This window comes from Wenyingzhuangia aestuarii (assembly GCF_011927765.1).
Classification (GTDB): Bacteria; Bacteroidota; Bacteroidia; order Flavobacteriales; family Flavobacteriaceae; genus Wenyingzhuangia; species Wenyingzhuangia aestuarii.
Genome location: NZ_JAATJG010000002.1, coordinates 33,831 through 47,048 on the forward strand (window position 1 = coordinate 33,831; position 13,218 = coordinate 47,048).

Annotated in this window: 13 protein-coding genes and 1 pseudogene; 2 read left to right on the plus strand and 12 right to left on the minus strand. The window is 33.1% G+C overall.

Annotated elements, in window-relative coordinates; genetic code table 11:
- Positions 1–12 precede the first annotated feature (12 nt).
- Complete coding sequence (locus tag GGR97_RS02085) at positions 13–642, minus strand: NUDIX hydrolase (RefSeq protein WP_167896772.1); 630 nt, start codon at positions 640–642, stop codon at positions 13–15.
- 20 nt (positions 643–662) lie between these two features.
- On the opposite strand from GGR97_RS02085, the gene GGR97_RS02090 reads away from it, so the two are divergent.
- Positions 663–938 carry a hypothetical protein gene (locus tag GGR97_RS02090; protein WP_167896773.1) on the plus strand — a complete coding sequence of 92 codons (276 nt, stop codon included), beginning with the start codon at positions 663–665 and terminating at the stop codon, positions 936–938.
- Here the strand turns inward: GGR97_RS02090 and GGR97_RS02095 are convergent.
- Positions 928–1,221 carry a DUF6787 family protein gene (locus tag GGR97_RS02095; RefSeq protein WP_167896774.1) on the minus strand — a complete coding sequence of 98 codons (294 nt, stop codon included), beginning with the start codon at positions 1,219–1,221 and terminating at the stop codon, positions 928–930. The two genes, GGR97_RS02090 and GGR97_RS02095, sit on opposite strands and share 11 nt — an antisense overlap.
- 58 nt (positions 1,222–1,279) lie before the next feature.
- On the minus strand, positions 1,280–1,711 hold the full coding sequence (locus tag GGR97_RS02100) for a thiol-disulfide oxidoreductase DCC family protein (protein ID WP_167896775.1): 432 nt from the start codon (positions 1,709–1,711) through the stop codon (positions 1,280–1,282).
- A 55-nt stretch (positions 1,712–1,766) separates the two neighbouring features.
- Between GGR97_RS02100 and GGR97_RS02105 the strand changes: the two genes are divergently transcribed.
- Positions 1,767–2,606 (plus strand): hypothetical protein, encoded by an 840-nt coding sequence (locus GGR97_RS02105; RefSeq protein WP_209272306.1) that lies wholly within the window; start codon positions 1,767–1,769, stop codon positions 2,604–2,606.
- Positions 2,607–2,657: 51 nt separating this feature from the next.
- On the opposite strand, the gene GGR97_RS02110 is transcribed toward GGR97_RS02105, so the two are convergent.
- From GGR97_RS02110 to GGR97_RS02145, 9 genes and pseudogenes are all read right to left on the minus strand, one after another.
- Complete coding sequence (locus GGR97_RS02110; RefSeq protein ID WP_167896776.1) at positions 2,658–3,296, minus strand: DUF1801 domain-containing protein; 639 nt, start codon at positions 3,294–3,296, stop codon at positions 2,658–2,660.
- 86 nt (positions 3,297–3,382) lie between these two features.
- Entirely contained in the window at positions 3,383–4,318 is a 936-nt protein-coding gene (locus GGR97_RS02115; RefSeq protein WP_167896777.1) for a peptidylprolyl isomerase, read from the minus strand.
- 7 nt (positions 4,319–4,325) lie between these two features.
- Positions 4,326–5,774, minus strand: a complete 1,449-nt coding sequence (locus GGR97_RS02120; protein ID WP_167896778.1) for a hypothetical protein — start codon at positions 5,772–5,774, stop codon at positions 4,326–4,328.
- A 141-nt stretch (positions 5,775–5,915) separates the two neighbouring features.
- Positions 5,916–7,502, minus strand: a complete 1,587-nt coding sequence (locus GGR97_RS02125; protein WP_167896779.1) for a peptide chain release factor 3 — start codon at positions 7,500–7,502, stop codon at positions 5,916–5,918.
- Positions 7,503–7,617: 115 nt separating this feature from the next.
- Entirely contained in the window at positions 7,618–7,755 is a 138-nt protein-coding gene (locus GGR97_RS15420; RefSeq protein WP_394352673.1) for an NINE protein, read from the minus strand.
- Positions 7,737–7,808, minus strand: a pseudogene (locus GGR97_RS15425) (NINE protein); the annotation flags it as partial. The gene GGR97_RS15420 and the pseudogene GGR97_RS15425, both read right to left, overlap by 19 nt.
- A 77-nt stretch (positions 7,809–7,885) precedes the next feature.
- Positions 7,886–9,169 carry a glycoside hydrolase family 117 protein gene (locus tag GGR97_RS02135; protein WP_167896780.1) on the minus strand — a complete coding sequence of 428 codons (1,284 nt, stop codon included), beginning with the start codon at positions 9,167–9,169 and terminating at the stop codon, positions 7,886–7,888.
- A gap of 4 nt (positions 9,170–9,173) precedes the next feature.
- Positions 9,174–10,832 carry a sodium:solute symporter family protein gene (locus tag GGR97_RS02140; RefSeq protein WP_167896781.1) on the minus strand — a complete coding sequence of 553 codons (1,659 nt, stop codon included), beginning with the start codon at positions 10,830–10,832 and terminating at the stop codon, positions 9,174–9,176.
- Between the two features lie 17 nt (positions 10,833–10,849).
- Positions 10,850–13,129 carry an FAD-dependent oxidoreductase gene (locus GGR97_RS02145; RefSeq protein ID WP_167896782.1) on the minus strand — a complete coding sequence of 760 codons (2,280 nt, stop codon included), beginning with the start codon at positions 13,127–13,129 and terminating at the stop codon, positions 10,850–10,852.
- Positions 13,130–13,218 lie beyond the last annotated feature (89 nt).

The window sequence follows — 13,218 nt, forward strand, 5'->3', positions numbered from 1 at the left end:
ATTTGTTCCTAATTACAGTGTTTTTAGTACTTCTTTAGCTTCATTAAGAATCATAGCGGTAGCTCCCCAAATTCTATGATGATTAAATACAAAACAGGGAATTTCTATGTTTTTAGCATAAGAAGTAGCGGATTTAAAGGTAGCTATTTTTTTTGGATCTAGTAGGTTGTTTACTGGGAAATGAATGATTTCATCTACCTCGTGATTGATCATAAATTCGGGAGTGTTTTTAAGAATTCCTAAATACGGATTTACAGAAAAATTGCTAGGAGGAATGTAAATTGTGGTAAGCTGTTTTAAAACCATAATTTGGTTTTTAGCAATCCCCACTTCTTCAAAGGTTTCTCTAAGTGCCGTTTCTTGTAAATTGATATCGGTAATTTCTTTTTTACCTCCAGGAAAACTAATTTGACTGCTGTGTGTGCCTTTGTAACTAGCCCTTTTGGTTAACAAAATATTTGTATTATTGTTTTCATCAGGATATAAAAGCATAAGTACTCCTGCTTTTCTTGCGTTTTCGGGAATTTGATACTTTGTAAAAGTAGGTCTACTAAAAGGAGCTAATTCTCTATGAGCTTCTATACCTTTGAGCGGAATCTTTTTAAGAAGATCAATTTTGTCAATAAGTTGGTTAAACTCCATCTTTTATATACTTTAACTTCATGAAATCTAAATATATAAAATTACTGCTAAGTATTCTGTTAGATGCACTAGGAATGCTATCTTATTTAGTTCCAGAATTAGGAGAGTTTATAGATGTGGTATGGGCTCCTTTGTCTTCTTTTATATTGATGAAATTATATAAAAACAAAGTGTCTAAATATATGGCTGTAGTTGGTTTTGTAGAAGAAATATTACCTTTTACAGATATAGTCCCTACGTTTACAATTACTTATGTACTTAGTTTGTGTTTTGATAAAAAAGAAACTAAAATTTAAATTTCATTCTTTTCATCATTTTATCCTGCATGTTTTTAAAGAATTTGTATTGACCTACAAGCCAACCTACATAAGGCAAGGTAAACTGATACACTAAAAATACAGGAACTATGTATAAAATATAAAAAACAACAATGTTTAAGTTGGCTTTAGTTATACCTACCAAAGCTAATGCAGGTCTAACAATAAAAGCTGCAAAAGAACCATTAATGCTAAAAGCAACAAGAATAGCCAATATTTCCCAGTTAGATGTTAAGCCCCAACGTTGTTTTAATTTATCCATCAAAAATTAATTTTCGACAAAAATAGTTGATAAAGTAGGATATGCAATAAAAACGGGCTTATAAAAATTTATTTTTTAATTCGGGAGTTGGAATCATACAGTTGTCTTTTTTACCAAACCATTTATATCTGTTTCTAGCAATTACATCATATACAAAATCACGAATAGGTTTGGGAATCACATAAAATAGATACAGTGCAGGGTACCATCCCTTTAAGTGTTTAGCAATGGTTAAGGCAGCGCTAGATTTTGTGTAAATTTTAGAATTGCTTACTAACATAACAGAATCAATATTATTGTATTGATCACCTTTACTAGCCAAATAAGCAATTACGGCTGGGTTTTGTAATGTAGAAAAAACAAAAATATTTTTGGAATCGTTTTTAATTACAAGTTGTACAGAGTTGTTACATAAATTACAAACTCCATCAAACAAAATAAGAGGTTTGTGCTTTGTAATATCTTCTATGTTTTTAAAACTATTACTCATTTGTATTTGCTAAATTTGTCCAACTTTTTAAAAATCAAATATACTTATATAATTCATGAAAAATACAAGACTTTTTTTGTTGATGGCTTTATTCACGGTTGTTATACAAGCACAAGAAACAAAATTAAAGAACAAAGGAAAGTTTTATGCTTATTGGGGATGGAACAGAGCAGCGTATTCTTCTTCGGATATTACGTTTAAAGGAGATGATTATAATTTTACCTTAAAAGATGTGGTGGCTACAGATAAACAGATTCCTTTTTCGGCTAACAAATATTTAAACCCAGGAAATGTTACATTGCCACAAACAAATACTGCAATAGGGTACTTCTTTAGTGAAAATTATAGTATTGTATTAGGATTAGATCATATGAAATACGTAACCGTACAAGACCAGTGGTTAACTATAGATGGTGAAATAGATCCTAGTTATGGTGTTGTAGGTGCAAATGGAGCTGTTTCTCCTTTTGTAAATAATGGAATTAAGCAAACCGAAGATTTTTTACAATTTGAACATACAGATGGATTAAACTACATTCACCTATCAGTAAATAGATTTGATGATATTAGCAGCAGTTTTGGAATTCAAACCGAAAATTTTGTGATTAATTTAACCGAAGGATTAGGTGCTGGATTTTTGTTGCCAAAAACAAATTCAACCTTGTTAGGTAAGGAAAGACATGATGATTTCCATGTATCAGGATACGGAATGCATGCTCAATTAGGTTTTAACTTTGTAATTTATAAACACTTTTTTATTCAAACAGATTTAAGAGCGGGGTATATTAATATGTCTGATATTAGAACAACTCAAAGTAAATCAGATTCTGCTTCACAAGATTTTACTTTTCTACAAGGAACTTTGTTAATAGGAGGTAGGTTTAGATTGTTTTAAAAAAACTATATTCTATAAAAAAAGGGCTTCATAATTTATGAAGCCCTTTTTTTATGCTAGTTGTTTGTGTGATCCATCGCAATTGGGCATTTTTTTGGAAAGCCCACAGGTACAATCATGTATTCCTTTGCCTTCTAAAATTTTGGAAATGTATTTTAGAATTCTACTTGTTCTAGTTTTACTTTGTTTTGCTCCAGAAAAAAATAGGAGGTATCCTTTTTGTCTTCCAGGAGTTAAGGTATAAAAAGCTTTTTCTAAAGCAGTGTTGTTGTTAAATTCATGTACTAATTCTTCAGGAACCTCATAATCTGTTACTGTTTTTAAAGCTACTTTTAATCCTGCTTTTTCTACTTCTATAGCTTCAAAAATATAAGCTTTTAAAACAGCCTTTAGTTCTTGTATTTGTTGCACACTCGTAAATTGAATAATACGGCTAGATTGTGAATTTTCTCCTGGTTTTACAAGTAGATTGTTAGAGTCTTTAAGCAAAGCTCCTTTAAAAAAGTTAAGACTACAATACTCTTTAAAACCTCCTAAAATAACAAGGTTATTCTGCTTATACATATAACAAGGATGTTTCCATTTATAGGTTTCTGTTAATGTACAATCTAAAAGTATATTTCTTAAAGCTTGTAATTCTTCTTGCCAATTTTTAGCCTTGATAATATGTTCGTCAACTTTAGGGTTCACTGTAAATAAGTTTAGGATAGATTTAAAAATAAGAAAACCCTTTGTTTTCACAAAGGGTTTTTAAATATTGAGAAATAAGTAGGTACTTATTTTACTTTTACCAATTCTACATCAAATACTAAAGTTGCATTTGGTGGAATTACTCCTCCAGCACCTCTAGATCCATATCCTAAATCAGAAGGAATTACCAAACGAGCTTTGTCTCCAACTTCTAATAATTGAATTCCTTCGTCCCATCCAGAAATTACCTGACCTACACCAATGGCAAAATCAATAGGTTGATTTCTTTTGTAAGAAGAATCAAAAACAGTTCCATCAGGTAATTGTCCTTTGTAGTGTACAGATACTTGTTGTCCTTTAGTAGCTTTTACTCCAGAGTTTCCTGCTTGAATAATTTTATATCTTAATCCGCTAGCTGTTTTTTCGTACCCAGCAGCTAATTTTTCTAACTCTAATTCACGAGCTTCCGCTTCTGCTTTTAAATTTGCTTCTCTAGATCCTTCAAAAGTTCTAAAAGATTCAATAGCGTTAAATTTTTCAGCAGCTTCTCCTACACGAACAATTTCTAAAGATTCAATTTCATCACCTTGTTCAATTAAATCAACAATGTCTTGTCCTTTTACAACACTTCCAAAAACAGTGTGCTTACCATCTAACCATGGAGTAGCGGTATGTGTAATAAAGAATTGAGAACCGTTTGTTCCAGGTCCTGCGTTTGCCATAGATAATTTTCCTGGAGCATCGTGCTTTAATTCAGCTACAATCTCATCATCAAAACTATAACCAGGGTTTCCTGTTCCCGTTCCTTGAGGACATCCTCCTTGAATCATAAAGTCAGCAATCACACGGTGGAATTTTAATCCATCGTAATAAGGTTTCCCTTGTGGCTTAGCTTCGTTTTCCATGTTTCCTTCTGCCAAAGCAACAAAGTTTCCTACTGTTCCAGGAGTTTTTTCAAACTCTAAGTTTACTAAAATTTCACCTTTAGAGGTGTTAAATTTTGCGTACAATCCGTTATTCATCTCTTAATTATTTATTAAATAGGGAGCTAAGTGATGAAAAATCTACACTTAACCCGATGTTTATATTGTTTGAATTGATGTTAAAAGAAGGCGATACTACTTTTCCTGCCGATGCTATAATGGAAAGCTGATCGTTTAAACGAACATAACCACCTATCTTGGCTTTTATAATAATTCCTTCTCCAGTATCAATTCCAGCACCTCCACCAGCTCCTGTTAAAAGCTCTGTAAATAGCTGAATTTTTTCTTTTGCAAATATAGGAGAATAGAATCCGAATCCAACCATTCCGTCTGCATATCCTCCAGCTCCTAATTCACTTTGTTTGTCTGTACCTTTATAAGTAGACTCGTAGGCAAAAGCGGCTTGTCCTACCAAATACAAATAGGTGTTGATGTCGTAATTAACTTGCAAAGCCAATAAATGTAAATCCAAAGGTTCACGAATCATTCTACTTAGCTTAAAATAAGTTTGATGTTGTAGGCTTATTCTAACTCCTGTAGTTTTTATTTTGGTTGGCTTTTGAGCAGTATAGTTGTTAATTCTACCTGAAGAAAAACTATTAAATTTTATTCCTCCACCTAAGGTATATGCTTCAAAAAAACCATCCAATGCTCTAGTGTAACCTGCATGAGCAAATAAAGATGTTTTTTTAGTTAAATGATAATCTATTCCAAAAGAAGGATATATGGTTGCTCCACCTTCGGCTCTAATTCTCCCACCAGCCGCTCCAATTCCTAATTTGGTAAAAATACTGATGTGCTTATTTTGTACAGGTTCATATCCAATTCCACCAAACACATCCATAAAACCAGCCACCAACCCTTTATACATAGCATCTGTATGAAGAAACAAAAAACTATTGTAGTTAATATATTTCTGATATTCAAAACCAACCAAGTTTAAGGTGTTTCTTAATAGCTCATTATGTTGCTCTGCATCTTTTCTTGTTTTTCCAAAAGGAAAATATTGATCTAGTTTTATGACAAAAGCACTCCTTTTAACTTTAGATTTAGGAGCTGTGTTTTTAGCAACAGAAACTATTTTATTTCTACTACTATAAGTACTAACAACTAAATTTGTAGGAACTTCTACATAAAAAGACAAAGCATTACTTTTAATACTTCCTGTGTAAAAGTTAAAGTGACTAAATTGAACTCCTAAGTGTAGTTTAGGAAAATGATAAGCTATACCAATGTTGGGATTGACAAAAGCTCCTTTATTGATTAAATTTCTATAACCACCACCACCACCAAAATTGATGTTGGCATCTAAATAAAGATTAGAATGTATTTTTTGAAAGGTTCCTAATTCTAGTCCTAAAGCAAACAATCCACCTTGATCTCCAAACAGAGCAGCATGTACATTGGTTCCTCCATAAATGTTTTTAGTAATAGGTACTTGATAATGCAAACCTCCTAAGGCCATGGTTTTGTCTGTGTTTTTATTCACAGGCATATTAAGGACCATGTAATTAAAACGAACTTTGTTGCTAAGAGAAGAGGTGTTTAATAAAGTTGACGAACTGTTTTCCTGTGCAAATGTCAGAAAGTGATTAAAGCATAAGAGCCAGAAAAACAGTTTGTACATCGTTATATTTTATTTAAACTCACTAGTAAAGTGTAGCTTTACCGATGGGTATTTATCTTGAGTCATTTGAATGGTAAAAGCAGAATCTGCTAAAAATACTAACTGACCTTGTTTGTCTTTGGCTAAATAACGTTGTTTTACACGTTTAAAATCTTCAAATTCAGCTTTGTTATTTGTAGGCTCTACCCAACAAACTTTATGCATGTTTAAATTTTCATAGGTACATTTGGCTCCGTATTCGTGCTCTAAACGGTACTGAATTACTTCGTACTGTAAAGCTCCTACAGTTCCAATCACTTTACGTCCGTTAAGTTCTAAAGTAAATAACTGGGCAACCCCTTCATCCATTAACTGATCTAATCCTTTGTATAATTGTTTAGATTTTAAAGGATCGGCATTGTTTACATAACGGAAATGTTCTGGAGAAAAACTAGGAATTCCTTTAAAGTTGATAATTTCACCTTCGGTTAAAGTATCTCCAATTTTAAAGTTTCCAGTATCGTGTAATCCTACAATATCACCAGGAAAAGATTCGTCTACAATTTCTTTTTTCTCAGCAAAAAAAGCATTGGGACTAGAAAACTTCATCTTTTTACCATTACGTACGTGCAAGTAAGGAACATTACGCTTAAAAGTACCGGATACAATTTTTATAAAAGCCAAACGGTCTCTGTGTTTAGGATCCATGTTAGCATGAATTTTAAACACAAAACCTGTTAAGTTACTTTCTTTAGAATCTACCAAACGCTCTTCTGCTTTTTTGGGCTGAGGGGTTGGAGCAATTTCTATAAAACAATCTAGCAATTCTTTCACTCCAAAATTATTTAAAGCAGAACCAAAAAATACAGGCTGTAAGTCTCCATTTAAATACGCTTCTTGATCAAAAGGAGGGTAAACTCCTTCTACCATTTCTATATCATCACGTAAAGTATTAGCCGCTTTTTCACCGACTAATTCATCCAATTCAGGAACATTAATATCTGTGAATTCTACTCCTGTAGTAACTTGTTGTTTTTTGTCTCCTGCAAATAGGTTGATTTTCTTTTCCCAAATGTTATAAATTCCCTGAAAATCGTATCCCATTCCAATAGGGAAAGAAAGTGGAGTCGTGGTTAATCCTAGTTTTTGTTCTACTTCATCTAACAAATCAAAAGCATCTTTACCTTCACGGTCTAATTTGTTAATAAATACAATAATAGGAATCTTACGCATTCTACAAACCTCTACCAACTTCTCTGTTTGAGGCTCCACACCTTTGGCAACATCAATTACCACAATTACACTATCTACAGCCGTTAAGGTTCTAAAGGTGTCTTCTGCAAAATCTTTGTGTCCTGGAGTATCTAAAATGTTTATTTTACGATTTTTGTAATTAAACGCTAATACAGAAGTTGCGACAGAAATACCACGCTGACGTTCTATTTCCATAAAATCGGAAGTAGCTCCTTTTTTAACTTTATTGTTTTTTACGGCTCCAGCTTCGCTAATAGCTCCACCAAAAAGTAATAATTTTTCTGTTAAAGTAGTTTTACCTGCATCGGGGTGAGAGATAATACCAAAGGTTCTTCTACGTTTAATTTCGTCTATAAATGCCATTTTGTTGAATTAAATTCGGAACGCAAAGATACATTTTATAAGGTCATAAAAAAACGCTCTCGATAAAGAAAAGTACTTTAAATGAGAGCGTTTTAAGTTATGTTAAAAAAGGAATTTAGTTTTTAATATAATTTCCCTCTTTGTCTTTAAAATTACCTGTTAAAATGATGATGAAATCTATCAAAGTCCAAATACCCAATCCACCAAAAGTGATGAGTTGTAAAATACCTGTTCTTATTTGACTACATAGAATCTATGTACTTCTAATCCTCCTAAAAAGAAGCATAGTAATACTGTGACAGGAAAGTCTTTTTCACTTTAACTTTTTCCATCATAATTTTTAATTTTCCATAAAAATAGAAATTAGTTTAACAGTAGCAGTTTTATCTACCTTCTGGGTGCTGTCTTAACTTTCCTAAACCTTGTTTAAAGTATACTTCTGGTTTGTGCCAAACTCCTGTATCTTTAAAACCACGTTCATCATAATCTAAACTTAAATCACAATCAAATCTTGCAATAATAGAATGTCTGTTTCCGTTTTCACCTGCATTAATAAAGTGTGAAATTCCCCAAGTAATTCCTCTACCATCTTTAGTGTCTGTAAAAGCATCAGGAGTATAAGGTCCGGCTGCAACAGGTACTAATGATATTTTAGACATTACTTTAAAGTTTACTCCGTCTTCTGCATATTGCACGGTTTCTCTTTCGTTTCCATCTTTATAAATAATTGCAGCAATTCCTTTTTTGTATGGGAAGTAAGTTGTTTCATGTCCCGAAGTCATTACTGGGTTTAAAGGGTGTTTTGTATAGGGTCCTAAAGGATCATCAGCAATAGCTAATCCGTGACCTACAGCATAGTTTTTTCTGTTATCGGGCCATTTGTTGTAGGCTGATTTATAGTACACATAAATTTTACCATCGTGTACTATAGGAAAAGGATCGTGTGTTGCTTTGTGATCCCATTCTCCTTCTTTTCCAAAAGGAATTACGGCATCACCACCATGAGTCCAAGGTCCGTCAGGAGAATCTGCGTAAGAAATAGATACAGGACATAAGTCTCCTTTTAATCCACTAGGTTCATCAAAAGCTTGGTAGTATAAATAATACTTTCCTTTCCAAATTAAAATTTCAGGAGTACAAACAGATCTCCATCCAGATTTTGGTTTTTCGGGTCTTTTAATAGCGACTCCTTTTTCTTCCCAAGTAAATCCATCTTTACTACTTGCGTACCAAACTTCTGCTAAATCCCAATCTGTAGAAGGAATTTCATCTGTAGCTTTGGCAGCATTGTTCCATCCAATAGGACGAACTTTTGTATGACGTTTGGTATACCATAAATAGTAGGTGTCACCAACTTTAATAGGTCGGGTAGGGTCTCTTCTAGTAATGGTTCCATCACCTCCGTTGTAATCAAACCCTTTTAAGCGAGTGTATTTAAATTGTGAAAACAATTCGTTGTCTTGCGCTCTAGGAGCAGGATAATCAAACATACGATTTGCAGAAGCACTCAAAGGAAAATCTGGTTTTTCTGTAGGCATGGTATATGGAAATACTTGATGCTCTTTAGTCTTTGATGCAGTTTCTGTTGTGTTTTGTTGACAAGAAACACTTAAGCCCATAACAACAAGGGCTAAAGCGATTTTTTTAACGGAATAAATTAATTTCATAATTTTATTTATTGTTTTTTATAGATTTAAATACAATGTATCCTCCGCCTAATAAGACTAAAGAACCAATGCTTGTGATAATGGCAGAACTTGTTTCGCTTAAAAACGTTAAGCCCACAATAATAAGTCCTGTACAAAAGATACCAATTCCAATTACTTTTACTCCTTTTAAATTTTGAGAGTTAGAATCATCTGTAGTATTAGATACGGGTTTTGCATTCATTTTTGCAACGTATTGATTGTATTGTGTAGGTTCTAACTTTTTAACTTTTGCATAAACTTCGTAGATGGCCAATAATACAATTGGACCTCCAACACCTAAAATCATTTCGTTAGCTCTGCTTAAATAAATCTCAAACAATTCGGGTGCTGCAAATTTGAAAAATAAGTTAATAATTAAAGAGGTTATTGTTACCATAATAACACTGTTTCCTGTTTGTTGTTTAGAGAACAGAGACCATAATGGTGGTAAAAACATAGCACCTCCTGTTAGGGCTGCTAATGTTAATACTACAGATACAATTCCTCCCATCATAGGAACTAATAAGGCTATAATAATGGTAATAATACCTAAAACAATAGTTGTTGATTTTCCTATTTTAACCAAATTAGCATCGCTAGTGTTGGGTTTTAAGTGTCTGTATATATCGTTGGTAAATACACCTGCAGAAATATTTAAGGTTGTATTTACAGAACTAGAAGTGGCAAAAACCATTCCTCCTAACATTAATCCTAACATACCAATAGGTAATACTTCTTTACAAATTAACAAGTAAGCTCCTTCATCTGCCAAGGCACCTAATTCAGGATTTAAGACTTTGTAAATCATAGGAGGTAACATCCAAATAATAGGGCTAATGGTGTACAAACTTGCAAAAACAAGTCCTACTTTTTTAGCTTCTTTTGGAGAAGAAACAGAGGTGTATCTTTGTATATATCCCCAGTGACCTGCTATAAAGAATAGATTGTAAAGTCCAAAAGCAACCATAAATTCCCAGGAATATTCGGCATTTACCAAATTAAAATAATTTTCGGGGGCTTTACTTATAAATCCATCAATACCACCTACTTTGTCTAAAGCTAAAGGCACTACAATTAATACAGCAGCTGTTAAGACTACAAATTGTAAAATATCGGTAACAATAACTGCCCATAAACCACCTACAGCGGTATAGATTAAAATAATAACTCCTAAAAATATAATACTTGTAGAAATAGGAATGTTGGTAGACACTTCTACAATTTTAGCAACAGGATATAAGTAAGTTCCTGTGGTAAAAATAGAGATAACTAAAAACAAATAAGTGTATACTTTTTGAGTTTTAAATCCCAAACGACTTGTAATGTATTCTGCTGCGGTTAAAGCTTTTGTTTTTTGCCATTTTGGAGCAATAAAAAAAGCAATAATAATACCAGCAATACACATAGTCCATTGTATGGTAACAGCTACCCAACCACTACTGTAAGCAATAGCTCCCCAAACAACAAAAGTACCTGCCGAAAAGAAACTCATAAACAAAGACAATCCACTCATCCACCAAGGCAAACCACCTCCAGCAGCAAAGTAAGATTTCATGTTTTTTCCCGATTTAGAAAAACTCAATCCACATACAAAAACTAGTATTGAAAAAAGGATAATAACTCCAATGTCTATATTACTCATGGTATTTTTTTAAATGATTATTTACAGAAAACTTCAAAAATTGAGGCAGGTACATTTTCAAGAGGTTTTTCTAGCTCTATACGAATTCCTGTCGTTTTTATTGGAGTTTCCAAGGTAATGGTATTAATAGTTTGATGATTGTCTTTTTGTGTAAAAAGCACATCACCATTGTTGTTTTTAATTACATAGTTGCGTACACAAAAAGGAACAATATCTTCTGGATGTCCATATAATGTAGATTCCATTGGATGATCGTAATCTGTATCTAAAAATAGTTTAATTTCTGAGATTGTTTTTTCAGAATCCCATTCTATTTTTAATTCAGGTTTTGTATCAGCTAAGCTAGCTGTCCATGCATTGGCTTGTCCCCAAGGTCTTACATAACCGTTTCCAATATTTGTAGCATCAAAAGAAGTAATTGCAGGAGAAATTTCCATGGCAATATTTCTTCCATCAGGTCTACGGTGTGGAGTCCAAAACTCAAAAGTATCTACTCCTAAGTTTTCTGGTGGAGTTTGTTTTCCGTTGTTAGATACTGCTTTGTTTACTCCGTTAAATACAGAAAGAACTCCGGTACTTCTAAACTCACTATTTTTAAGACTGATTTTATCATTAGACAAGAAAGTCACAAAACCGTATTGATCTTCTGATACAGATGTAGTAAAAGAAATGTCTACAGTTTGTTCTCCTTTTTTAAGATTGATTTTTTGGCTTTCTAGAATAACATCAGGAGTGTAATTCTTAGTTTTTTTAGAGCTACGTAATTCTACCGTTAATTCTGTGTCTTCTGTCACATTGGCAAGTACTTTAAAACTATAGTTGGTGTTTGCTTTTAAAGGTAATAGCTGAGCGGCTGCTAATTTTAAACTCATCCATTCTCCGTTAAACGGAATTTCTGATAAAGCTAAGCTACTAGAAGCAGATATTGTGGCAGAATTTACCAAGTTACTCTCTGTTAAAATTGGAAAATTAGGAATACTTTGCCCTGTAATATTTAACTCGTTTTGTAAATACCTAAGGTTTTTTGGTTCTAAAAGATCTTTTGGTAAAGCTGTTTTTTCGTGACAAATGGCAGCAGCCATTCCCACAGCTTGAGCCGTTAATCCGTTAGTAGCCATAACTCTTGTAGATCCAAAAGCAACGTGAGTAGCACTAATAATTCTACCTGCTAAAAATAAATTGTCAATATCTTTACTAACCAAAGTTCTGTAAGGAATTTGGTAAACCCCTTTAGAATGCCATTGTGTACAACCAGATAATTTGCTATACACTCCATCAGCAGGATGTAAATCTATGGCCCAACCACCATGTGCAATGGCATCGTCAAAAGTTTGTTGTTCTATTACATCTTGTTGCTTAATCATGTATAAACCTTCAAAACGTCTACTTTCTCTTTTTCCAGGAATGGTTCCTACCCATTCTAAGGTATGATTGTCTACATCTTCAAATTCCCCTGAGTTTTTAATATAATCCCACACTCCATAAATAACTTTCCAAAGTTCTTGTTTAATTTCTTCGGTATCGTGAATGGTATCTTTTCTACCTCCGTATTCAAACCACCAAAAACGACAACCTTTGTCATCTTTTCCAATAGCTTTGTATCTAGGAATTTCGGTAATATCTTTTAAGGCAAAAGAAGGAGCTGTGTATTTTACCGGAAAATCTTCTCTTTTGCTATAGAAATACATAGAGTGTCCTAACAATTCTCCATAAGAATCATCAGGAGCAAATAATTCTCCAAATTCTTCTCTTTTTTCTGCTCCCATTCTAAAAGAAGCCCCTGCTTTAAAAGCAACAATACCATCACCAGAAGCATCACAAAATAATGGAGATTGAATGGTGTAGCTAATAGAGTTTTGGCTATTAAATGCTTTTACAGATTCTATAGAGGTATCATTTTTTTTAGTAATGTCGTAAACGGCTGTGTTTAATAAAAGGGTAATGTTTTTTTCTTCTAAGATTTTTTCTAAAAGAATGGTATCAAAAATAACCGCATTTCCTTCTTTATTTCGGTACATGTTTTCTACCAAAATTTCATCCATCACACCACCTTCTCTAGACCAACGGTTGTTGTTTCCCATGTGAGATGTTGCTCCAAGAATCCATAATCTTACTTCCGATGAAGCGTTTCCTCCTAAAACAGGTCTGTCCTGAATTAAAACGGTTTTAGTTCCTTTTCTTGCTGCTGTTATGGCTGCACAAACCCCTGCAATTCCTCCACCAATAATGGTAAAATCGGTAGTGATTACTTTTTCTCTGTTAGGCCTTGTTTCAGCAGTATAATTTTCAATTAACATATAATGATTTTTCTTTGCTATCTAAGCTTGTTTTGTATTTACGTACTCCTAAATTCCTATATTTTTTAGTTTGATGTGTTGGAATTGAA